This is a genomic window from Nocardia sp. NPDC004415 (assembly GCF_053602435.1).
This window is the reverse complement of record NZ_JBSGDP010000034.1, coordinates 1-22,105: the sequence shown is the minus strand read 5'-3', so window position 1 is coordinate 22,105 and position 22,105 is coordinate 1. Positions and strand designations below refer to the sequence as shown.

Genomic DNA, 22,105 nt, shown 5'->3' with positions numbered 1-22,105 from the left:
GACGGCCAGAATTGCGCTCAGCCCGATCGGGAGTCGGCTAGTGTCCGAGCGGATTCGGCTGAAAGGATTCCGGTGTCCCTGTCCCGTCGACGATTGATCACCGCGGCCGCCGCGGGCGGTGCGCTCGCCGCGCTCGGCATGCCCCACGCCCGCGCCGCCGAACCGGTGCTGGGCGCGGGCGACGCCCGCTATCTGCCGCTGACCCTGCGCGGCTACAACCGCCGCTTCCAGGCCCGGCCGGACCGGATCTACGTGCCGGGCACCACCGAGGAGGTCCGCGCGGCGGTCGCCCGCGCGGTCGCGGAGAACTCCACCCTCGCCGTGCGCTCGGGCGGACACTGCTTCGACGGCTTCGTCGACAGTGCCGAGACCCGCTCGCTCATCGACCTCGGCGAGCTCACCGCCGTGCACTGGGACGAGCAGCACCGCGCCGTCTCCGTCGGCGCGGGAGCCGATCTGGGCAGCGTCTACGACGCGCTGTACAGCCGGTGGGGGGTGACGGTGCCGGGTGGTATCTGCCTGGGTGTCGGGATGGGCGGGCACGTCACCGGAGGCGGCTACGGTCCGCTGTCGCGGAAATTCGGGCTGGTCGCCGATCACCTGGCCGGGGTGGAGGTCGTCACCGTCGACGCCGGCGGCTCGGCGCGCACGGTGACCGCCATGAAGGACGGACCCGAGCACGACCTGTGGTGGGCCCACACCGGTGGCGGCGGCGGCAATTTCGGTGTGGTGACGCGATTCCTGCTGCGCTCTCCCGATGCCGACGGCACCGATCCCACCCGCGCGCTGCCCACCCCGCCGCGCCGGATGCTCAATGCCCGGCTGATCCTGCCGGTCGCCACCGAGGACTCCTTCGTGCGGTTCCTGAGCAACTATCTCGGCTTCTTCGCCCGGCACAGCGCGCCCGGTGACGAGTTCGCCGGCCTGTACGCGCCACTGATGTTCCGGACCACGGGCACCGCCGCGGCCGAGATGCTGATCCTGCTCGACGCCGACAGTCCCGACGCCCGGGCGCGTTTCGACGCGTTCGTGGCGGCGGTGTGTGACGGGGTGGCGCCCGGTGCGATCGTCCTGCCGGTCACCGAGCTGCCCTACCAGGACACCGTGCGCCAGGTGTACTACACGAAGGGCGCGAACTCCACACGCGTGAAGGTGAAAGCCGCCTACCTGCGCAACCCCTACACCCCCGACCAGCTGCGGATCTTCTACCGCTATCTCACCGATCCGGCGTTCCTCGGTGAATCCCAGCTGGAATTCCTGCCCTTCGGCGGCGCGATCAATGCCGTCAGCGCCGACGCGACGGCCATGCCCGCGCGGGATTCGTTCATGAAGATGCTCATCCACGCCTCGTGGCGGCTGCCCACCGACGACGAGCGCTACCTGCGCTGGGCACGCGAGATGTATCGCGAGGTGCACGCGGGCACCGGTGGCGTGCCCGTGCCCGGTGAGAACTACGGCGGCAGCTACATCAACTATCCGGACCCCGACCTGGCCGACCCGGCATGGAACACCTCCGGATTACCTTGGCACGCCTTCTACTACGGCGAGAACTATCCGCGGCTGCGGCAGGTCAAGGCGACGTGGGATCCGCGCGACACCTTCCGCCACCAGCTCTCCATCGGCACCTGACGACGCTCAGGTGAGCGCGAGCACGCGGCACGGTCCCCCGGTGCCGCCCGCGTGTTTGGGCGCGCCGACCACGACGGTCGCGCCGCTGGGCGGCACCGAGCCGAGGGCGGCCAGCATCTCCACGCCATAGCAGCCCGCGCCGAGCAGGGCGGTGTGGGCGCCGTAGTCGGGGTCGGCGCCGCAGTCCAGGCTGAGGGTGTCGACGCCCGCGCCGACGATGCCGCACTGGGTCACCAGGTATTCGGCGGCCTCACCGGAGAATCCGGGGGCGTGCGGGCGGCCCCGGCCGTCGAGATTGAGGAAGGTCGCCGGGTCGGTGAGGCGATGCTCCCAGCCGGAATACAGGGCGACGAAGGCACGCTCGGGGATCTCGCCGTGGGCCGCGCGCCAGCGGTCGATGTCGGCGACGGTGGCCACCGCGTCGGCGTCGTCCGCGGCTCTGGCGCTGATGTCGAGGACGACCAACGGGGCCACCAGGTCGGCGGCGGCCAGCGCCTCGGTGGTGGCAGCGCCCGGAATCCGGTGTGCCGGGGCGTCGAGGTGGGTGCCGGTGTGCTCCCAGTAGCCCAGCGCCAGCTGACCGAAGCCGCCGGAGGCGTGCCAGGCCACGGGGACAATGGTGATCGGCGGATTACCCGGCCAGACCGGGAGTTGCGGTGTCAGGGTGTAGGTCAGGTCGACGACACCGCCGGCGCGGGGTGTGGCCGCGGCGGGCGCGGGCACCACCGCGGCGGCCGCGGCCAGCCCCGCCAGCCCGAACAGGGCACGGCGGTTCGGGCGCGGCGCGGCCTCGCGGACGTGACGGACGATCTCCGGGGCGCACATCGGCTCAAGATAGCCGAGCCGGCCGCTGTTCAGTCCTCGTTCCGCAGCACGCGGCGCAGCCGTTCGGTGTCGGCGGCCGTCCAGCCCGGGGGTTCCAGGATCGCGGCCCAGGCGTCGGCGATCGCGGCGTGGAAGGTGTGGCCGTGACCGTCGGGGACATCGGTGGAGACGGCCATGTCGGCCGAGACCTGCAGGAAGGTCACCACCGGAATCCAGCGGGTGCCCGCGAGCACGTCGGGCCCGCGTGGTTCGCGCAGCCAGTCGGGTTCCTGGAACAGCAGCTGCGGTGTCCACCAGGTGATCGGGTCGGAAGCGTGCTGCAGGTAGACCACCCGCGGGGCGGGCCACGGCCGGGCCGGGCGGGCCAGATCGGCTGCGCCCGCGGCGAATCGGACCGTCTGGCCGTCGCGGTAGATCGGCAGCCACTGCGGGGAGCCGGGGTCGCGGCGGGCGGTGGCGTCGCGCCACACCGGGTTGGTGGCGGTGGGGCCGACGAACAGGACGCCGTCGGTCCGCGCGGCCATATCCTGGATTCCGGAGAAGGCGGCCTCGCCACCGAAGGAGCCGAGGCTCTCCCCGAAGACGACCAGTTTCGGGCGCCGGTCCGGCGGGAGGGTGTCCCACTCGGCGTGCACCGCCTCGAACAGGGCCTGGCCCGCCTGTTTGGCCCGTTCCTGGTCGACCAGGAACGACAGCCAGCTCGGCAGATACGAGTACTGCATACTCACCAGGGCACTGTCGCCGTTGGCGAGATATTCGATGCCCGAGGCGGTCGATTCGTTGATCCATCCGGTGCCGGTGGCGGTCGCCACGCCGAGCACGGACCGTTCGAAGGCGCCGGTGCGCCGCAGTTCGGCCACCGCGAGATCGGCTTCGGCCCGGACGTTCCCGGCCGAGTCCAGACCGGTGTAGACACGGATCGGTTCGCGGGCGGGCGTTCCGCTGAAGGCGGTGAGTTCGGCCGCGGTCGGCCCGTTGGCGACGAAGATACGGCCCTGCCTGCCCAGCGATTCCCAGCTCACCAGCGAGCCCGGACCCCCGGACCGATCGCGGGACTCCGGTTGCGGGGTGTCCGCGGAGATCTCCTCGTTCACGGCCTTGAACGTGTTGTTGAGCGCCGCCATGGCGACCTCGGCGACCACGCCGTTCAGCAGCGCGATGGCGAGCGCGACGACCGCGATGCCGGCCAGCAGCGCGGCCACCCGCGGCGGCAACACCCGCGACAGCAGCTTGCCGAGGCCACGTGCCGCCGCCCGGCACACCCGCGCCACCACCAGCAGCACCAGGAAGACGACGGCGGCGATGGCCGCCAGGATCGGATAGGCGTGCCAGGGCAGATCGGACACACCCATGAGTGTGCGCAGTTCGTTCTGCCATCCGGCGTACCAGAAGAGCACGCCCACGGTGGCGGCGCAGGCGAGAATGCCCAGCCCCCAGCGCACGATCCGCGGCGGGCCGGGGAGCGGGCGTTGCAGCAGCCAGCCGATCAGCGCGGCCACGGCGACCCCCAGCCCGTATCCGACCGCCGCCGCGGCACCGGACACCAGTCCCTGGAACAGCGGTCCGCGTGGCAGCAGCGAGGGTGTCAGCGACAGCCAGACCAGCACTACCGCACCCACCGCCCCGCCGAAACCGGCACCACTGCCCCGGGCCGCGACCGCGCGCGCCGCGTGGTGTTCGCGGGCCGTTTCGTCCTCGACGCTCCCGGTTGTCATGAGCCGCAGCCGTTTTCCCGCACGGCGGGCACCGCGGCGAAGCCTGGCGAATCCGATCGTCTCGATATTCTTGCGGCGCGGCGCATTTCTGCACTATACGGCCATGAAACACCGGATATTCGGATTCGCGTCGTCCGGGTTTTCCGCGTCGTAGACAGCTGTCATCGACGCTTCGCGGAGCCGAACAGTTCCGCCGGACCTAGCAGCAGTTCGGGTCCAGCACCGCGCACAGCGCGGCGAGCGCGTCACGGCGCGCCCGATGCACGGTGTTCATCCCCCGCCGTTCGGAACTCACCAGCCCCGCCTTGCGGAGCTGCCCGAGGTGATGCGACACCGTGGATTCCGCCAGCCCGACCGCGGCGGCCAGCTCCCCACCGTTGCGCTCGCCACCGGGAGTGGTCAGCAGCAGCGAGATCAGCTTCACCCGCACGGGATCGGCGATCGCCTTGAGCCGCAGCGCCACCGCCAGGGCGGCGTCGTCGTCCACCGGTTCCGCCGCCACCGGCGCGCAGCAGACCGGCGCGGACATGTCGATCACGGGAAGCGCCTTGGGCATGGCAGCCACCCTACGCGCGGTATTGACATACGTCGAAAAGGTGGCGCAGACTCGACCCGCAAGTTCTTCGACATATGTCTCACAAGTGGAGGTTCGATCATGTCCCGCATCCAGCTCGCCCTCAATGTCGACGACCTCGACACCGCCGTGCAGTTCTACTCGACCCTGTTCGCCACCGCACCGGCCAAGTACAAGCCCGGCTACGCCAACTTCGCCATCACCGAACCCCCGCTGAAGCTCGTACTGATCGAGAACACCGGGCAGGGCGGGTCGATCAACCATCTCGGGGTCGAGGTGGATTCCTCCGAGCAGGTCCACGGCGAGATCGCCCGGCTGTCGGAGGCGGGCCTGTTCACCGAGGAGCAGATCGCGACCACGTGTTGCTTCGCCACCCAGGACAAGGTGTGGGTGACCGGGCCCGGCGGCGAGCGGTGGGAGGTCTACACAGTGCTGGCCGACAGCGAAACCTTCGGCACCGCACCCGAACTCCCACGCGCCGCGACCGAATCGGCCGGTGTGTGCTGCGGCACCACCGCCGAAGCGGACGCGGAGAACGCGTGCTGCGGGACCGAGGCCAAGGCAACGGCGGTGGCCTCCGGCGCAAGCTGCTGCGGCTGAGCGAACCCCGTCCGTCGGCGAGTTCACGCGGTGTTCGTTTGCTTTCTCGATTCGATATCCGTCAATATCGATGGATGTCGAATCGAGAGTTGCCGCTGAGTGTGGCCGCACCCGAATGCGCGGCCACACCACGCACGCGTCCCCCGATGAGCGGCGAGACCGCGGTCGAGCTGGCGGGGCTGTTCAAGGCGCTGGCCGACCCGGTCCGGCTTCGATTGCTCTCCTCGATCGCTTCACGGGCCGACGGGGAGGCGTGCGTGTGCGACCTTTCGGCCGGAATCGAGGTGAGTCAGCCGACGATCTCGCACCATCTCAAGGTGCTGCGCGAGGCCGGCCTGCTGACCAGCGAACGCCGCGCGTCGTGGGTGTACTACCGGGTCGTGCCGCACGCGCTGGCGCGGCTGTCGGAGGTACTCGCGGTCGAGGCCGGGACCGCGGTGACCGCGTGAGCGACACCGTCGAAGCCCCGTCGGTGGTCGGCGGGCTCTCGACGCCGGACCGCTTCCTGCCGGTCTGGATCGGGGTCGCGATGGCAGCGGGCCTGCTGCTCGGGCGGGCGATTCCCGGCCTGGGCGACGCGCTCGGCGCCGTCGAACTCGACGGCATCTCGCTGCCGATCGCCCTCGGTCTGCTGATCATGATGTACCCGGTGCTGGCCAAGGTCCGCTACGACCAGCTCGGTACCGTCACCGGTGATCGCCGGTTGCTGCTCGGTTCACTGGTGCTGAACTGGGTTCTCGGTCCGGCGCTGATGTTCGCGCTGGCCTGGCTGTTGCTGCCCGACCTGCCCGAGTACCGGACCGGGCTGATCATCGTCGGCCTGGCCCGCTGTATCGCCATGGTCGTCATCTGGAACGACCTCGCCCGCGGCGACCGTGAGGCCGCCGCCGTCCTGGTGGCGCTGAATTCGCTGTTCCAAGTGGTCATGTTCGCCGCTCTCGGCTGGTTCTACCTCACGGCACTGCCCGGCCTGCTCGGCCTGGAACAGACCACCATCGACACCTCGCCCGGCCAGATCGCGCGATCGGTGCTGATCTTCCTCGGGATTCCGCTGCTGGCCGGATTCCTCACCCGCCGCGCCGGCGAGCGCGCCAGGGGCCGCGATTGGTACGAATCGCGGTTCCTGCCGCGCATCGGCCCGCTGGCCCTCTACGGGCTGCTGTTCACGATCGTGATCCTGTTCGCGCTGCAGGGTGAGCAGATCACCGCGCGGCCGTGGGACGTCGCCCGGATCGCGGTACCGTTGCTCGCCTACTTCGCGATCATGTGGGGCGGCGGATACGTTCTCGGCGCCGCGCTGGGACTCGGCTACGCGCGCACCGTCACCCTGGCGTTCACCGCCGCGGGCAACAATTTCGAACTCGCCATCGCCGTCGCGATCGCCACCTACGGCGTCACCTCCGGTCAGGCACTGGCCGGGGTGGTGGGTCCGCTCATCGAGGTCCCGGTGCTGGTCGCGCTGGTCTACGTCGCACTCGCGCTGCGCGAACGATTTCCGACGACCGAAAGGCCCAGCGCCCCATGACATCCACGCCCAGCGTCCTGTTCGTCTGCGTACACAATGCCGGACGCTCCCAGATGGCCGCCGGATTCCTCACCCATTTGGCAGGCGACGCCGTCGAGGTCCGTTCCGCGGGCAACGCACCGGCCGACACCGTCAACCCGGCAGCGGTGGCCGCGATGGCCGAGCTCGGGATCGATATCGCCGGACAGCGGCCGAAGATCCTGACCTCCGACGCGGTCGAGACCTCCGATGTCGTCATCACCATGGGCTGCGGGGACACCTGCCCGTTCTTTCCCGGCGTCAGCTACCGCGACTGGGTGCTCGACGATCCTGCCGGGCAGGGCATCGACGCGGTCCGTCCGATTCGGGACCGGATCAGGATCCTGGTCGAAGACCTGATCGACGAATTGGTACCGGCCGTGCGCTGATCGGGAATCCGGTGGGCCCACCGGCGCGGCCGCATTGCTGCACTGCCGCGCAGAGGCGGGTGACCAAGGGGGGACGGTCCACGGCCAGCCACCAGCTGACGGCGGCTACGGCATACCCGGCGAACACCGATCCCACGGCCAAGGCGGCGAGCGCGCCCAGCACGAGCAGCGCCATGCCGCTCATCGCCACACGTCCGGATCGGCGGGCCGGTTCCGTGGCCGGTCGGAGCGGGCGCGGCGCGCGGCGTCCGCGAGGTCGACGATGTCGTAGGCCATCGCGCATCCCTCCCACATCACGTCGCGGCCGGAGGTGGCGGCCGCGGCGCGCCGGATCCGTTGCTGCCGGGTGAGCACCGCCGCCTGGACCTCGCGGGCGAGCTCACCCAGGGCACGCAGGTCGTCCGCGGCCGTGTCCAGCCAGGCACCTACCGATGTCTGCAACTTCATTGTCGCCACCCCGCCCGGATGTGTTGAGTGAACATTTGTACACTGAATACATCGAGGCTATCCGGTGACGACGGTACCGGCAACTCCCTTCCCGAAAGTCCCGGCCGGACAGTGAGGCTAGCGGCTCGCGGGCAGGAAGCGATAGTCCAGGACCGTGGCGTAGTCGGGCAGCGTGGTGCTCGCGGGAATCTTGCCCTGGCCCTTGGCCCAGGTACCGAGTTCGCCGAGCTTGGCAGCCAGCTCCGGGGTGAGCTGGAGCGTGAAGTCGAACTGCGGCAACACCGTTCGCAGCAGCCCCGGTTCGAGCTGGGTCGCGGTGGCGACGGCCGTGATCGCCGGGTCGGACAGATTCCGCAGATCCTGCCCGGCCTCGTCGAGCGCGGCGAAGAACGCCGACAACGCCGTGGCCTTGGTGGTGACCGCGCGCTCCGCGGCCAGATACAGACTGTGCTGGCGGTAGCTGCCGCCGGTCAGCTCGACCGCGTCGGCGCCGAGCGCCTGTACGACCTGGGCCTGATAGGGCTGGAAGATCGACACCGCGTCCACATCGTGGCGGGTCGCGGCGGTCACCGTCGCCGACGGCGCCACCTGGACCAGCTCGGCCTCGATGCCGTTGTCGGCCAACGTATTCGCCGCGAAGTAGGCCGCACTGGTGCCGATCGGCGTCCCGATCTTCTTGCCCGCCAGATCCGCCACGGTGCTGATGCCCGCGTCGCGGCGGGCGATGATGCGCGAGCCCTCCCAGCGGGCGCCGTCGCCCACCACGCGCAGTGACGGCGACTTGCTGAGCACGGCGGCGCTGGGAACATCGGCGGCGGTGGCCACGTCGAGCTGACCGGCCGCGACGGCCTGCAGGGCCTCGATGCCGGAGGGGAAGTTCACCACCTCGACCTTCACGCCGTGCTTGCCGAAATAGCCGGCCGCGGCAGCCACCGGCACCTGGGCCCACGACGGGTCGACCACGAAGCCGACGGTGAGGGTGGCCGGGTCCGCGGCGGTACTGTCGCCGCAGGCCGCGGCGGTGAACGCGAGGGCGGTCGCGGTGATCGCGGCGGTGACGAGCCGCGTCAGAGATGTCTTCACAGGGGTTCCTCGGGGTGATGGGGTTCAGCGGGTGGGCTGGGCGATGCCCAGCCGGTGGTGCAGTCGCTTGCGGATCTCGCTGTAACCGGGGCGGTCGGCGAGGGTGTCCGCGGGGCGGGGCCGGTCGAGCGGGTTGGTGATGCGCTCGGTGAGGCGGCCGTTGTCGAGCACCTCGACGGTGTCCGCGAGCCGGATCGCCTCGTCGATGTCGTGGGTGACGAACACGATGGTGCGCCGCGCGCGGGTCCACAGGTCGGTGAGCAGGTCCTGCATCTTCAGCCGGGTCAGTGCGTCGAGGGCGGCGAAGGGCTCGTCCATGAGCATCACGGCGGGTTCGCCGGCGAGCAGGCGGGCGATGCTCACCCGCTGGCGCATGCCGCCGGAGAGTTCGCTGGGGCGCCGGTGCGCGACCGTGCGGGCCAGTTCGACATCGTCGAGCAGGGCGGCGACGCGAGCGGGCCGGTCGGCGGCGCGGACACCGCGGGCGCGCAGGGCGAAGCCGATATTGTCGGCCACGCTCATCCACGGGAAGAGCACATCGCGCTGGAAGGCGACGCCGCGGCGCGGGTCCGGGGCCGTCACCGCGGCGCCGTGGTCGGTGACCGTGCCCGAGGTCGGGGTGATGAGCCCGGCCAAGCAGTGCAGCAGGGTGGATTTGCCCGAGCCCGAGGCGCCGAGCAGCACCGTGAACGATCCGTCGGGGATCGTCAGCGAGATGCCGTCGAGGGTGGGGGCCGGGTTTCCCGGGTAGTGCACGACGAGATCGTCGGTCCGGATGGCCATGTCAGTGCTCCTCCGCGGCCCAGCGGGTCAGCGGGGCGGTGGTCGAGGCAATGGCCAGGTCGGCCAGGGCGCCGAGGACACCCAGCACGATCAGGCAGGCGATCAGCCGATCGGCCTGGGAGAACAGCTGGGCCTGGTAGATGCGGTAGCCGAGTCCCGCGGTGGTGCCGCTCATCTCGGCCACGACGATGAGCACGAAGGCCATCGCGGCGCCGACCCGGAGCCCGGGGACGATGTCGGGCGCCGCCTCCGGCAACACGACCTCGCGCAGGATCTGGCCGCGGCCAGCGCCCAGGCAGCGAGCGGCCCGCAGGTAGTCGCGCGGGGTGCTCGCCAGGCCCGCGTGCGTGTTGATCCACACCGGCACGAACACACCGAGCGCGATCACCAGCGCCTTGCTGCCCTCACCGAGGTCGAACCAGAGAATGGCCAGCGGCACCAGGCCGATGGTCGGGATCGGCGAGAGCAGCCGCAGAACGGGCTGGAGCAGGTTCCGTCCGAGCGTCGTGTTCGCGGTGACGACGGCGGCTCCGATCCCGGCGACCGCGCCGAGAGCGAATCCACCGACCGCCCGGCGCAGACTCGCCAGCACATCGGTGGCGAGGAGGTCCTCGCGCCCGAGTTCGGCGGCGGCGCGCAGGATCTCGGGCACGCTGGGCAGCAGTTCGCGCGGGAACTGCCCGGACGCCACCAGCAGCGTCCAGGCGAGCCCGGCCAGGACCAGCCCCGCGACGGTCCAGCCGAGCGACCCGCCACGCGAGATCCACGAGGCCACCGGCAGCCGCCGCGGATTCACCGCGGCGGGCCTGCGCACGGTCCCGGTCATGCGGGGACCCAGGCGAAGGGCACCGCGTAGGCCCGGTAGACCAGCGGAGTCAGGGTGAGCCGGTCGACGCCGGGCACCCGCGGCTCGCGCACCTCCGGCTCCCCGCCCACGCCGTAACCCACGTACGGGCTGTGGTACTCCCAGACCACCTCGCCCGCCGGGGTCACCTGGAAGATCCGGCCGTGCATGCCCTCGGTGATCAGCGTGTTGCCGTTGGGGAGCCGCTGGGCGTTGCTGACGAAGGAACTGAAGAACGTCCACGACGGCCGTCCGGAGTCCTCGGCGGTGTACTGCCAGACGATCTCGCGCGTGACCGGGTCGATCTCGAGCACCCGCGAACCCGCGTAGATGCCCAGCGGCGCAGGCGGATACCCCGCGCCGCCCTGGTTGTCGAAGACCAGGATATTGCCCGCGCCGGGCAGCCCCTCGGGGATCAGGTGCGGATTGTGCTGGCCGGAGATCTGGTCGACCGGACGCGGCACGGCGTGCGCGTTGATCCGCTGGTGCTGGGCGCCCGGCGCGGCCTCGAAGTAGGGACCGAGCCGCCAGCGCACCGCGCCGGACACCTTGTCGATCAGCGCGATCACATTCGCCTTGCGGAAGCTGACCAGGATGTTGTCCGGGTGGAAGACGCTGTCCGGGTCGGCGTCGTGCCAGCGGTTCGGGCCCAGCGGGGTGGCGCTGTTCATCTCCAGGTAGCCCCACGGGTCCTCGGGGTCGCGGGCGGCCGTTTCGCGCAGGGCCGCGAATCCCGCCGCGGAGAAACCGAATTCGTCGAGATGGTCTCCGGCGAGCCACTGCCAGACGATCTCGCCGTCCGGCGCCACCTCGTAGAGTCCCTGGTCACCGACGGTCGCCGCGATACCGAGCTGGTCGACCACACGGGGCACCGTCACCAGCAGCAGGCGGTTGCCGTTGGGCAGCAGCTGCCAGTCGTGGTTCTGGCGGGCCGCGCCGCCGGGCGCCCGGCTCCCCCACTCCCACACCCGTTCGCCGGACCAATCGAGTTGCCCGACAGTGCCGTTGGCGTAGATCCCGCCGCGCCCGTCACCGCTCTCGCCGAACTGCACCCCGAGATCGCCGAGCTTGCCGCCGTTGAGCGCCGGGTCGATGATGCGCGGCGGCACGCCCGCGTAGGGCCATTCGCGCACGACGGTTCCGTCGAGGGCGAGCAGACGGGTGACCGAGTCGGCACCGGTGAACAGCACCAGGCTGTCGTGGGCGGCGCCCGGTTCGTGATGGGTGACTCCCGTGAGTCGTGCGTAGGACATGTCGTCTACTTCACCTGTCGGTTGTTGCGCCCGTGGGTCGCGTCGGTAACGGATCTAATCGATTAGCGTAGAGACGGACACGGAACGGAACAGGGTAGGAATCGCGATGAACGAAAACCTTCGGCACCGGCGACCGGGCGGGCAGACTGCCCCGGATGTGACCGCCAAACGACCCACCCTCGCCGACGTGGCGGCCCGCGCGGGCGTCTCCACGGCCGTGGTGAGCTATGTGCTCAACGACGGTCCGCGCCCGGTCTCGGAAGCGTCGCGCGCCAAGGTGATCGCCGCCGCCGACGCGTTGCGGTATCGCCCCGACCGGCTGGCCAGGGCGCTGCGCAGGCCCCGCCGGTGGCGGCAGATCGGGCTGCTGGTGCCGGATCTGACCATGCCCCTGTTCGCGGCCCTGGTGGGCCGGGTGGAGATCGAGGCCAGAGCCCGCGACCACCTCACCATGATCGGCAACACCGGCTACGACCCCGACCGCGAGATCGAGTTCACCACCGCGTTCACCGAGGTCGGGATCGACGGCCTGCTGGTCGCCGGCGCGGTGGATCCGGCCGGGACCAGCGCGATCTGCGCGCGGGCCCGGCTGCCGGTGGTGTGGGCGCACAACACCCGCACCCCCGTCGACGCGCCGCTCGTCCGGGCCGATCACATGGCCGCGGGCAGGCTCGCCGCCGAGCATCTCGCCGAGGTCCACGGCTGCCGTGAACTGGTCTTCGTGGGCGGCTTCACCGCCGCCGACGTCCGCTACGGCGACCGCGAGACCGTCGCGCAGCGGCACCGCGGATTCGCCGCGGTCGCCGGGGAGTCCGCGCCGGTCGTGCGCACCGATCTCACCGCCGCCGGGGCCTACGCGCAGGTCAGCGCGTATCTGCGCACCTGCGCGCGGCTACCGCAGGGCATCGTCGTGGGCACCAACGCCCAGGCCGCGGCCACGCTGCGGGCGATCACCGACGCGGAACTCACTGTCCCGGAACAGATCCGGGTGGTCGGCTTCGACACCGACGCGGCACGGCAGTTCGCTCAGATCACTCTGGCCTCGGTGCAGCAGCCGATCGAGGAGATCACCCGGCATGCCCTGGACCGGCTGCTCGGCCCGTCGACGGAGACGGCGAACGCGCCGGAGCCCATGCCGGTCGTGCTGGCTCCCGGGGAATCGTGCGGGTGCGCGGGGCCGCTGTGACGACACCGCGTCGGGGCATCAGCCTGCGCGCGAGCGGGTCTCACGGTCGGCGCGCGCGGTGCGCTCGCGTCCGGAACCACGATGCGCGCGGATCAGCAGGGCGGCGCGCAGATAACAGAGTCCGGTGATGTCGTTGAGGTCGAAGCCGGTCAGCTGGCCGATGCGCTTGAGCCGGTAGTCGACGGTATTGGTGTGCACGAACAATTCACGCGCGGTCTGTGTGCGCCGCATGTTCGAGGCCAGATATACCTCGAGCGTTTGCAGCAATTCCGGGTGCGATTCGAGGGAATCGACCACCGAACTCAGATAGTCGCGGGCCGGTCCCTGGCGGGTGAGCTGATATTCGAAGGCCAATTCGTGCGGCCGGTAGACCTTGCTCTCACCATCGAGCCGGTGCACTATTTCCACCAGTTCGTGGACCTGTTCGGCGGCGCGCGGTATTTCGGCGGGCGTGGCCGGCATCGTCACCGCCCGGACCGGCACCTGGGCCGCCGCGGACAGCGCGGTGATCAACTGATCCAGTTCGGGTTCGGAGAATTCGGAACAGGGCAGCAGCAGGGTGCCGCCGTCGACACTGAGCAGCGACAGCACCTTGCCCACGCACAGATTCGCCAATTCGGCCTGCACGCGCCGCAATTTGCGGCGGGCGACCACATTCGCGTCCAGCGAGGGGTCGAGTTCTTCGGGATGCGGCGGCAGGGCGAGCGCGATGACGTGATAGCGCTCGGCGACCTCGATCCCGCATTCCCTGGCCATCGTCGAGGTGTTCTGGCCGCCCAGCAGGGCCGAGGTGAGGGTGTGCACGGCGGTGTGGTGCTCGCTGACCACGGAGCGCAGCTCGCGCACGTAGGCCATCGAGACCGCCGAGGTGATCATGCTCTGGACGTCGGTGAGCCTGCGGGCCACGCCGACGACGGTGTCGTGGTCGTGATTGGTCACATGGGCGGTGACCAGGTCGAATCCGAGTTTGAAGCCCTCGTGCACGGCGGTGTGGATGGTGTCGATCGGGATGCCTTCGCGCGCCCAGCCCGCGGCCGCCGCCTGGATGCGCTCCAGGCGCCCGGGTAGGTCGCGGCCGTCGAGCACGCCGCCGGTGAGCTCCAGGCACACCCTGGTCACGGCGGTGACGTCACCGTCGAGGACCTCGCCGGGCAGTGTCGCGCAGGGCACGACATTCTCGATGAAATGCCCGACCATCTGGCGGGAGATCGCACGCACGTCCTTCAACGGGGTCGATACCGGACGACCGGCAGCGGTCAGGAACGGAGCGATGGATCGTGTGCCTGCCATGATGAATCCTTCCCACCCAGATCAACTGGGCAAGGTCCCAACTTACCGTGTGCGGCACAGCGCCGCCTCGCCTTTGCCTGTGACGAACGGCAACGTCGATCCGGATCGATTGGGGGTTCCTACAAAATCGGGGCCACCCGGCGACGGCGAATCGCGGCGGGACCGCGCAATCCCGCGCACAGGGCGGTTCGCCACCGCCGGGGGCACTCCGGCTGACCCGTTACAGGCAGAAGCTCAGTTCGATCGGGCCGACCGGGATGGGCAGGCACACTTCCACCGAACCCACGACGGGTTCGGGCGCCGCCGCGGTGGCTGTTCCGGCGCTCAGCGCGCCCGCGGACAGTACCAGGGCGACGACGGCGAGCGGACGGGCAGTTCTGGATTTCATAACGTAGACCTCGATTGCATTGTGTGACACATCCCCATCTCGGGGACATCTCGATCAGATCACAATGGACACGTCGAGCGGTGAAATCTCTTGAGTTTCTGACTTTCTCCGCACAATGCGCGGAATCGTCATGGATACCTACAACGCCGATCGCCGCCCGCCTCAGCCGCGCCGACGACCCCCTCCCCCTTTCAGTTTATACACGATTCCGGGTCCTCATGACGCGCCGATTTCTGGTCCATAATCGCTGCCGTCGTCACGAAACCACCAGGTGAGGAGCAAGGATGAGCTATGTGCTCGACTTCGGCGAGGTCGATCGCGCCCAGGGCGCGCTCGTGGGCGGCAAGGGGGCCAACCTCGGCGAGCTGACGCGCGTGGCGGGGGTCGCGGTCCCGGCGGGCTTCTGCGTGACGACCGAGGCGTTCACCCGGGTCCTCGCGGACGCACCGGAGCTCGCCGGGCTGATCGCGGCGCTCGCGGATCTCGCCCCCGGGGATCGCGACGCCGTCGCGACGCTCAGCGCGCGGATCCGGCACACGATCGAGAACCTGCCCGTGCCCGGCGAGGTGGCCGATCAGATCCGGGCGGCGCACGCGCGCCTCGGGGTGACGGGTGCGTACGCGGTGCGTTCCAGCGCGACGGCCGAGGATCTGCCCACGGCGTCCTTCGCCGGGCAGCAGGACACCTTCCTGAACGTCGTCGGTCCGGCGGCGGTGCTCGCGCACGTCAGCCGGTGCTGGGCCTCGCTGTTCACCGAGCGTGCCGTCGTCTACCGGCTGCGGAACGGCTTCGGGCACAGCGTGATCCGGATGGCCGTCGTGGTGCAGCGGATGGTGCCCGCGCGGGCCGCGGGCATCCTGATGACGGCCGACCCGGTGACCTCCGATCGGCGGGTGGTGTCGGTCGACGCGGGCTTCGGGCTCGGAGAAGCGCTGGTGTCGGGACTGGTGAACGCCGACAACTACCGGGTGCGCGACGGAGTGATCGTCGACCGGACGGTGGCGACCAAGAAGCTCGCCGTCGAACCCGTGGCGGGCGGCGGGACACAGGTGCGCGAGATCGCCGGAGCCCGGCGCGCGGAGCCGGTGCTCACCGAGGCCGAGGTGCTGCGGCTGGCCGCGCTGGGCCGCCGGATCGAGGCCCACTTCGGCAGCCCGCAGGACATCGAATGGTGCCTCGACGGGCAGGAGATCCTGGTCGTGCAGAGCAGGCCGATCACCACGCTGTTCCCGATTCCGCGGGCCGCCGACGACGGCAACCACGTCTACATCTCGGTGGGGCATCAGCAGATGATGACCGATGCGATGAAGCCGCTGGGGATCTCGTTCTGGCAGATGACCAGCAGCGCCCCGATGCGCGACGCGGGCGGCCGGCTGTTCGTCGACGCCACCCGGATGCTGTCGTCCCCCGCGGCCCGCACCGCGCTGGTCGAGGGGTTCGCCACGTCCGATCCGCTGATCGCCGACGCGCTGGCGACGGTGCTCGCACGCGAGGACTTCCTCCCCCTGCTCCCGGAAGCCGAGGCCGTGCGCGCACCGGCCGGGACCGTGCCCGCGGACCCCGCCGACGACCCCGATCCCGCCCTCGTCGGGGAACTGATCGCGAGCAGCGAGACCTCCCTCGCCGCGCTGCGGGCGAGGATCGCCGCCCTGACCGGCCCCGCGCTGATCGACTTCGTCCGCGACGACATCGCCGAGCTGCGGCGCGATCTGTTCAGCCCGCAGAGCATCCGGCTGATCATGGTGGCCATGGGTTCCACGCAGTGGCTCAACGACCGGCTGTGGGAGTGGCTGGGCGAGAAGAACTCCGCTGACGCCCTCACCCAGTCGGTGCCGGGCAATGTGACCTCGGAGATGGGGCTGGCCCTGCTCGATGTCGCCGATGTGCTGCGGCCACACCCGGAGATCGTGGCCTTTCTGCGCCGGGTCGAGGAGACCGGGGCCGACGGCGATTTCCTCGACGAGCTGGCGGCATTGCCGGGTGGTCCGGCGGGCCGTGCCGCGATCGAGGACTTCCTCGCCCGGTTCGGGATGCGCTGCGCCGGGGAGATCGACATCACCCGCCCGCGCTGGCACGAGGAACCCACCACGCTCGTACCGATCCTGCTCGGCAATATCCGCAATTTCGGGCCCGGCGCGGCCGAACAGCGCTTCCAGGACGGGCTGCGCGACGCCGAACGGCAGCGGCGGCGACTGCTCGACCTGCTGCGCGCACAGCCCGACGGCGAGCGCAAGGCCGCCGAGACCGACCGGATGATCCGGCGCCTGCGCGCCTTCTCCGGCTACCGCGAGTACCCGAAATACGGGATGGTGAGCCGGTATTCGGTCTACAAGCAGGCGCTGCTCGGGGAGGCGGACCGGCTCGTGGCGGCCGGTGTGCTCGAAGCCCCCGACGACATCTACTACCTGCGCTACGACGAACTCGCCGAGGTCGTGCGCACCCAGCGAGCCGATCCCGCCCTGCTCGCCGAGCGCCGGGCCGAGTTCCGGATGTTCCGGACACTGACCGCGCCGCGGGTGCTCACCTCCGACGGCGAGGCGCTCACCGGGACGTACCGGCGCGCGGACCTGCCCGCGGACGCGCTGCCCGGCACGGCGGTGTCGGCGGGGACGATCGAGGGGCGGGCCCGGGTGGTCACCGATATCGCGCGGGCCGATCTGGATCCGGGCGACATCCTGGTCACCGCCTACACCGATCCCAGCTGGACCCCGCTGTTCGTCGCCGTCGCCGGGCTGGTGACCGAGGTCGGCGGCCTGATGACCCACGGTGCGGTGATCGCGCGCGAATACGGGCTGCCCGCGGTGGTCGGGGTGGAGCACGCCACCGCGCGCATCCGCGACGGGCAGCGCATCCGGGTGCACGGCACGGAAGGGTACGTCGAGATCCTCGGGTAGCCGGGCAACCGTTCGGATCGCGCCGAGTCCGTGCCCTGTGCCGGGCGGCGGTCTCTGCGACGATGGGCCGATGAGCACCGCCACCCGACCGGGTGTGATCACCGCAGGCACGCTGGTTCTGCTGTCGTCGCTGTACTTCGCGCAGGGCCTGCCGTTCGGCTTCTTCACCCAGGCGCTGCCGGTGGTGCTGCGCGAATCGGGCTATTCGCTGGTGGTGATCAGCGCCTCGGGGGTGCTGTTCCTGCCGTGGGCGCTGAAGTTCCTGTGGGCCCCGTATGTCGACCGGTACGGCACCCGGCGCACCTGGCTGCTGACACTGCAGCTCTCGGCCGCGGCGGTGGCGGCGGTGCTGGCCTGCCTGGACCTGTCGTCGTCGCTGCGCTGGCTGTTCGCCGGGATCGTGGTGGTGAATCTGCTGTCGGCGACCCAGGACGTGGCGACCGACGGGCTCGCGGTGCGGCTGCTCGGGCCGCGCGAACGCGGGCTGGGCAACGGCATCCAGGTGGGCGCCTATCGCGTCGGGATGATCGTCGGCGGCGGCGCGCTGCTGTGGGTGTTCGCGCTGGCGGGCTGGCGGCTGGTGTTCGTGGCCATGGCGCTGCTGATCGTGCTCACCACGGTGCCGGTGTGGCTGCTGCGCGAACCGGTCGCCGACCGTCCGGCGCGCCCGCGCCCCACCGAGCTGCTGGGCACCTGGTGGTCGCGGCTGCGCCGCCCCGGCATGCTGACCTTCATCGCGCTGATCGGCGCGTTCAAGTTCGGTGACACGATGGCCTCGGCGCTGACCGGCCCGTTCCTGTCCGACCGGGGCCTCGACCTCGGCCAGATCGCGCTGATCAAGGGCGTGCTGTCCTCGGCCGGCGCGCTGGCGGGTGCCGCGTTCGGCGGTTGGCTGGCGTTTCGCCTCGGCCGTCGGCGCGCGCTGCTGATCGGCGGGATCACCCAGACCGCGAGCATCGCGCTGTATCTGGTGGCGGCCCTCGGTGCCGGTGGCTTCGAGCTGCTGGTGGCCGCGAGCCTGGCCGAACACGTCTTCGGTGGCGCGGCGACCGTCGCGGTGTTCGCGCTGATGATGGACGCCGCCGACCGGGAGTACGCGGGCAGCGACTACACGCTGCTGGCCTGCGCGATCGTCGTCGTGCAGGGCGTGGCGGGAATGACGGCCGGGATCGTCGGCGAGACGGCCGGATATCCGGCGTTGTTCGGCACCGCTCTGGTGCTGTCCGGCCTGGGCTGCGCCGCCCTGGTGCTGGGTCTGGCGCGCGGCCTGGGACCCGCCGGACTGCATCGCGCCCTCGCGACGGCGGACACGGATTCCGGCACCCACGCGAGTACTATTCGTGCTGGTGCCTGAAATGGGGTTTCGACCGTCGTCGAAGGGATTGTCATGGCCATCGATTCCAGCAATCGGATCGACTCCGACGACAGTCCGGAGTTCTCTCCCTATCACCATCCCGCCGCGGGCTGGGGTGCCGCGAAATCGGTGACCGAGTTCATGATCGGGAAAGAGAAGGAACCGATTCTCGGTTCCCGCGCAATTCTCAAGATGAACCACGAGAACGGCGGTTTCGACTGTCCCGGCTGCGCGTGGCCCGATTCGATCAAGGGCATCCACCTCGATATCTGCGAGAACGGCATCAAGCACGTCACCTGGGAGATGACCCACAAGCGGGTGGGGCCGGAATTCTTCGCCCGGCACAGTGTCTCGGAACTGGCCACCTGGAGCGACCGCGAGCTGGAGGATCAGGGCAGGCTCACCGAGCCGATGAGCTACGACCCGGCCACCGACCACTACGTCCCGATCAGCTGGGCCGACGCCTTCGCCCTGGCGGGCACGGCGCTGCGCGAACTCGACGATCCGGATCAGGCCGCCTTCTACACCTCCGGCCGGCTCGGCAACGAGGCCACCTTCCTCTACCAGCTGATGGCCAGGGAACTGGGCACCAACAACCTGCCCGACTGCTCCAACATGTGTCACGAGGCCAGTGGCCGCGCCCTGCAGGCGGCGCTGGGCACCGGCAAGGGCACCTGCGATCTCGAGGACTGGGAGACCACCGACGCCCTGTTCATCCTGGGCGTCAACGCCGCGTCGAACGCGCCGCGCATGCTGACGGCGCTGGCCGAGGCCGATCGCCGCGGGGCGCAGATCGTGCACATCAATCCGCTGGTGGAAGCGGGCGCGACCCGCACCATCATCCCGCACGAGTTCCTCAACATGGCCACCTTCCACGCCACCAGCACCTCCACGCTGAACCTGCAACCACGCATCGGTGGGGACTTCGCGCTGCTGCGCGGCATGGCCAAGGCCGTGCTCGAGGAAGCCGAGACCGACCCGCACGCGCTCGACCAGCAGTTCATCGAGCGCTACACGCACGGATTCGACGACTACCGGGCCGCGGTGGCGGCGACCCCGTGGTCGCTGATCGAGCAGCAGTCCGCGCTCACCGAGGCGCAGGTGCGCAAGGCGGCACGGGTGTACTGCGACGCCGACCGCAGCATCATCAGCTGGTGCCTGGGCGTGACCCAGCACGAACACGGCGTCGACACCATTCGCGAGATCGTGAATCTGCTGCTGTTGCGCGGCAATCTCGGCCGCGAGGGCGCGGGTCCGTCACCGGTGCGCGGGCACAGCAATGTGCAGGGCAACCGCACCTGCGGCATCGACAACAACCCGCCCGCGCACTTCCTGGACCGGCTCGACGAGGTCTGCGGGATCACCTCGCCCCGCACCGACGGCTACGACGTGGTGGCCACCATCGAGGCGATGCAGGCCGGGAAGCTGCGGGTGTTCATGGCGATGGGTGGCAATTTCGTCCTCGCCGCCCCCGACACCGCCTACACCTGCGAGGCACTGCGCAAATGCGAACTCACGGTGCAGGTGAGCACCAAGCTCAATCGCAGCCACCTCGTGCACGGCACCCGCGCGCTGATCCTGCCGTGCCTGGGCCGCACCGAGAAGGACGTGCAGCGCGGCGGCCTGCAGCAGACCTCGGTGGAGGACTCGATGGCGATGGTGCATCTGTCCAAGGGGATGAAGAAGCCCGCCTCGCCGCATCTGCTCTCCGAGCCCGCGATCGTGGCCGGGATCGCCCGGGCCGCCCTGCCCGGCAGCGCGACCCGCTGGGAGCACTATGTGGAGGACTACGACCGCATCCGCGACACGATGGCGCAGGTCCTCGACGGTTTCGAGGACTTCAACCGGCGCGTGCGCCTGCCGCTGGGATTCCGGATCAAGCAACCCGCCCGCGAACTGATCTTCCTCACTCCCAGCGGCAAGGCCGAGTTCTCGGCGGTGCGCCTGCCCGACACGCTCCACGAACCCGGCACGCTAGCCCTGGCCACGGTGCGTTCACACGACCAGTGGAACACCACGATCTATTCCGACGACGACCGCTACCGGGGCATCAAGAATCTGCGCACACTGGTTTTCATGAATACCGACGATATGCGCGAACGCGGCCTGTCGGAATTCGACGAGGTCGACATCACCAGTATCGCGCGCGACGGCAGCAGGCGGTCGGTCCAGCGGTACAAGGCGGTGCCGTACAACATTCCGCGGGGCTGCGCGGCCGGATACATGCCGGAGCTCAATGTGCTGTGCGCTATCGGCGATTTCAGCACACAGAGCGATCAGCCGATCATGAAGAACCTGAAGGTCGTCATCGAACGATCGGTGTAAATCCCGCGGCACTACGTTTTTCCGGTCACCACGCCGACCGCGACGCCGATCACCGCGGCGTTGTAGAAGAATCCCAGCACCGAATGCACGAGAACCTGGGCGCGGATCGCGCGCCCGGTGGTCTCCACGTCGGAGACGGCGAACGACACCCCGATGGTGAACGAGAAATACGCGAAATCCAGCAGATTCGGGCGGTCGGTGCCGGGGAAGGCGAGCACGCGGCCGGGCAGGCGCTGGTAGTAGGTGCGCGCGTACTGCTCGGCGAAGCCGAGGTGCAGCAGGAACCACGCCAGCAGCGCCGCCGTCGCGGCGACACCCTTGGCGACGGGACCGAAGTCCTCGTCGATGTCGGCGACCATCGAGACGACGGCGGTGAGCCCGATGGCGCTGGTCAGGCCGGTCGCGAGCAGGGCCGTCCAGGTGCCAGGGATCGTGTCGAGCCAGTCGGCGGGATCGTCGGCGCGGCCGTTGCGCCGCAATCGCAGCATCCACAGACCGACGCAGACGGCCGCGAGCACATTCCAGACCAGCATGCCCCGGCCCGGTTCGCCGGACCACAGCACCATCAGCCCGACGACCACCAGGGCCGCCTCGAGCACCCGGCCCACGAGCACCATCGCTCTCATCCGCGTGATCTTCCTCCGCCGCCCCCGCGATCCGGCGGCGACAGGCCGTCGGCCCTCAGGAACCCGGGCGGCCGAGGATCTCGGTGGCGGCGCGCACGCCGGAGCGCACGGCGCCGTCCATGTAGCCGTTCCAGACATCGGAGGTCTCCGCGCCCGCCCAGTGGACGCGCCCGACCGGTGCGGCCAGCGCCGCGCCGTACTGCGTCCACACCCCGGCGCCCAGGCGGCCGCCGTAACAGCCGCGGGTGAATTCCTCGGCCATCCAGTCCTGTTCGAGGTAGTCGATCGGTTCGGCGGCCTGCGGCCCGAACAGTTCGGTCAGGGTCGCCAGCGCGGTGGCCCGGCGCTCGGGCACGC

At 70.2% G+C, this 22,105-nt stretch carries 21 protein-coding genes; 9 read left to right on the top strand and 12 right to left on the bottom strand.

The window, feature by feature from the left end:
• Nucleotides 1–72: 72 nt before the first annotated feature.
• On the top strand, nt 73–1,629 hold the full coding sequence (locus tag ACWEMY_RS17495) for an FAD-binding oxidoreductase (RefSeq protein ID WP_452390857.1): 1,557 nt from the start codon (nt 73–75) through the stop codon (nt 1,627–1,629).
• Between the two features lie 6 nt (nt 1,630–1,635).
• Here ACWEMY_RS17495 and ACWEMY_RS17490 read toward each other — a convergent pair whose 3' ends face one another.
• The 3 genes from ACWEMY_RS17490 to ACWEMY_RS17480 all read right to left on the bottom strand — a co-directional run bounded on the left by ACWEMY_RS17490 (nt 1,636) and on the right by ACWEMY_RS17480 (nt 4,725).
• Nucleotides 1,636–2,454, bottom strand: a complete 819-nt coding sequence (locus ACWEMY_RS17490) for a cyclase family protein (RefSeq protein ID WP_452390856.1) — start codon at nt 2,452–2,454, stop codon at nt 1,636–1,638.
• A gap of 29 nt (nt 2,455–2,483) precedes the next feature.
• Nucleotides 2,484–4,169, bottom strand: a complete 1,686-nt coding sequence (locus ACWEMY_RS17485; RefSeq protein ID WP_452390855.1) for an alpha/beta hydrolase — start codon at nt 4,167–4,169, stop codon at nt 2,484–2,486.
• A 199-nt stretch (nt 4,170–4,368) separates the two neighbouring features.
• Nucleotides 4,369–4,725 (bottom strand): Rv2640c family ArsR-like transcriptional regulator, encoded by a 357-nt coding sequence (locus ACWEMY_RS17480; RefSeq protein WP_375926466.1) that lies wholly within the window; start codon nt 4,723–4,725, stop codon nt 4,369–4,371.
• 99 nt (nt 4,726–4,824) lie between these two features.
• Here ACWEMY_RS17480 and ACWEMY_RS17475 point away from each other — a divergent pair, with 99 nt between their 5' ends.
• From ACWEMY_RS17475 to ACWEMY_RS17460, 4 genes are all read left to right on the top strand, one after another.
• Nucleotides 4,825–5,343, top strand: a complete 519-nt coding sequence (locus ACWEMY_RS17475; protein ID WP_452390854.1) for an ArsI/CadI family heavy metal resistance metalloenzyme — start codon at nt 4,825–4,827, stop codon at nt 5,341–5,343.
• 74 nt (nt 5,344–5,417) lie between these two features.
• A complete protein-coding gene (locus tag ACWEMY_RS17470) occupies nt 5,418–5,792 on the top strand; it encodes a metalloregulator ArsR/SmtB family transcription factor (RefSeq protein ID WP_452390853.1) in 375 nt (124 codons plus the stop codon).
• On the top strand, nt 5,789–6,868 hold the full coding sequence (arsB, locus tag ACWEMY_RS17465; protein ID WP_452390852.1) for an ACR3 family arsenite efflux transporter: 1,080 nt from the start codon (nt 5,789–5,791) through the stop codon (nt 6,866–6,868). The genes ACWEMY_RS17470 and arsB overlap by 4 nt, the downstream gene beginning before the upstream one ends.
• The gene (locus tag ACWEMY_RS17460; RefSeq protein WP_452390851.1) at nt 6,865–7,275 is read left to right on the top strand and encodes an arsenate reductase ArsC; all 411 of its coding nucleotides are present in this window, start codon (nt 6,865–6,867) and stop codon (nt 7,273–7,275) included. Before arsB ends, ACWEMY_RS17460 begins: the two co-directional genes overlap by 4 nt.
• A gap of 180 nt (nt 7,276–7,455) precedes the next feature.
• On the opposite strand, the gene ACWEMY_RS17455 is transcribed toward ACWEMY_RS17460, so the two are convergent.
• The 5 genes from ACWEMY_RS17455 to ACWEMY_RS17435 form a co-directional block, all read right to left on the bottom strand.
• Complete coding sequence (locus ACWEMY_RS17455) at nt 7,456–7,722, bottom strand: hypothetical protein (protein WP_375926453.1); 267 nt, start codon at nt 7,720–7,722, stop codon at nt 7,456–7,458.
• A 117-nt stretch (nt 7,723–7,839) separates the two neighbouring features.
• A complete protein-coding gene (locus ACWEMY_RS17450; RefSeq protein WP_452390850.1) occupies nt 7,840–8,805 on the bottom strand; it encodes an ABC transporter substrate-binding protein in 966 nt (321 codons plus the stop codon).
• A 24-nt stretch (nt 8,806–8,829) separates the two neighbouring features.
• Nucleotides 8,830–9,588: an ABC transporter ATP-binding protein gene (locus ACWEMY_RS17445; RefSeq protein WP_452390849.1), complete on the bottom strand. Its 759-nt coding sequence runs from the start codon at nt 9,586–9,588 to the stop codon at nt 8,830–8,832.
• A 1-nt stretch (nt 9,589) separates the two neighbouring features.
• Complete coding sequence (locus ACWEMY_RS17440; protein ID WP_452390848.1) at nt 9,590–10,414, bottom strand: ABC transporter permease; 825 nt, start codon at nt 10,412–10,414, stop codon at nt 9,590–9,592.
• The gene (locus ACWEMY_RS17435) at nt 10,411–11,685 is read right to left on the bottom strand and encodes an aryl-sulfate sulfotransferase (protein ID WP_452390847.1); all 1,275 of its coding nucleotides are present in this window, start codon (nt 11,683–11,685) and stop codon (nt 10,411–10,413) included. Before ACWEMY_RS17435 ends, ACWEMY_RS17440 begins: the two co-directional genes overlap by 4 nt.
• Nucleotides 11,686–11,842: 157 nt before the next feature.
• Between ACWEMY_RS17435 and ACWEMY_RS17430 the strand changes: the two genes are divergently transcribed.
• Nucleotides 11,843–12,871 (top strand): LacI family DNA-binding transcriptional regulator, encoded by a 1,029-nt coding sequence (locus ACWEMY_RS17430; protein WP_452390846.1) that lies wholly within the window; start codon nt 11,843–11,845, stop codon nt 12,869–12,871.
• Nucleotides 12,872–12,889: 18 nt separating this feature from the next.
• On the opposite strand, the gene ACWEMY_RS17425 is transcribed toward ACWEMY_RS17430, so the two are convergent.
• Both ACWEMY_RS17425 and ACWEMY_RS17420 read right to left on the bottom strand, forming a co-directional pair.
• Complete coding sequence (locus ACWEMY_RS17425) at nt 12,890–14,161, bottom strand: PucR family transcriptional regulator (protein WP_452390845.1); 1,272 nt, start codon at nt 14,159–14,161, stop codon at nt 12,890–12,892.
• Between the two features lie 220 nt (nt 14,162–14,381).
• Nucleotides 14,382–14,549 carry a hypothetical protein gene (locus ACWEMY_RS17420; RefSeq protein WP_452390844.1) on the bottom strand — a complete coding sequence of 56 codons (168 nt, stop codon included), beginning with the start codon at nt 14,547–14,549 and terminating at the stop codon, nt 14,382–14,384.
• Between the two features lie 284 nt (nt 14,550–14,833).
• On the opposite strand from ACWEMY_RS17420, the gene rph reads away from it, so the two are divergent.
• The 3 genes from rph to ACWEMY_RS17405 all read left to right on the top strand — a co-directional run bounded on the left by rph (nt 14,834) and on the right by ACWEMY_RS17405 (nt 21,122).
• Nucleotides 14,834–17,443 (top strand): rifamycin-inactivating phosphotransferase, encoded by a 2,610-nt coding sequence (gene rph / locus ACWEMY_RS17415; protein ID WP_452390843.1) that lies wholly within the window; start codon nt 14,834–14,836, stop codon nt 17,441–17,443.
• 70 nt (nt 17,444–17,513) lie between these two features.
• Nucleotides 17,514–18,797 carry an MFS transporter gene (locus ACWEMY_RS17410; RefSeq protein ID WP_452390842.1) on the top strand — a complete coding sequence of 428 codons (1,284 nt, stop codon included), beginning with the start codon at nt 17,514–17,516 and terminating at the stop codon, nt 18,795–18,797.
• A 33-nt stretch (nt 18,798–18,830) separates the two neighbouring features.
• The gene (locus ACWEMY_RS17405; RefSeq protein WP_452390841.1) at nt 18,831–21,122 is read left to right on the top strand and encodes an FdhF/YdeP family oxidoreductase; all 2,292 of its coding nucleotides are present in this window, start codon (nt 18,831–18,833) and stop codon (nt 21,120–21,122) included.
• Between the two features lie 11 nt (nt 21,123–21,133).
• On the opposite strand, the gene ACWEMY_RS17400 is transcribed toward ACWEMY_RS17405, so the two are convergent.
• Both ACWEMY_RS17400 and ACWEMY_RS17395 read right to left on the bottom strand, forming a co-directional pair.
• Nucleotides 21,134–21,748, bottom strand: coding sequence for a DUF1345 domain-containing protein (locus tag ACWEMY_RS17400; protein ID WP_452390840.1), 615 nt, complete (start codon nt 21,746–21,748; stop codon nt 21,134–21,136).
• Nucleotides 21,749–21,803: 55 nt separating this feature from the next.
• Nucleotides 21,804–22,105: flavin monoamine oxidase family protein (locus tag ACWEMY_RS17395; RefSeq protein WP_452390839.1), on the bottom strand; the 302-nt coding region annotated here is incomplete at its 5' end.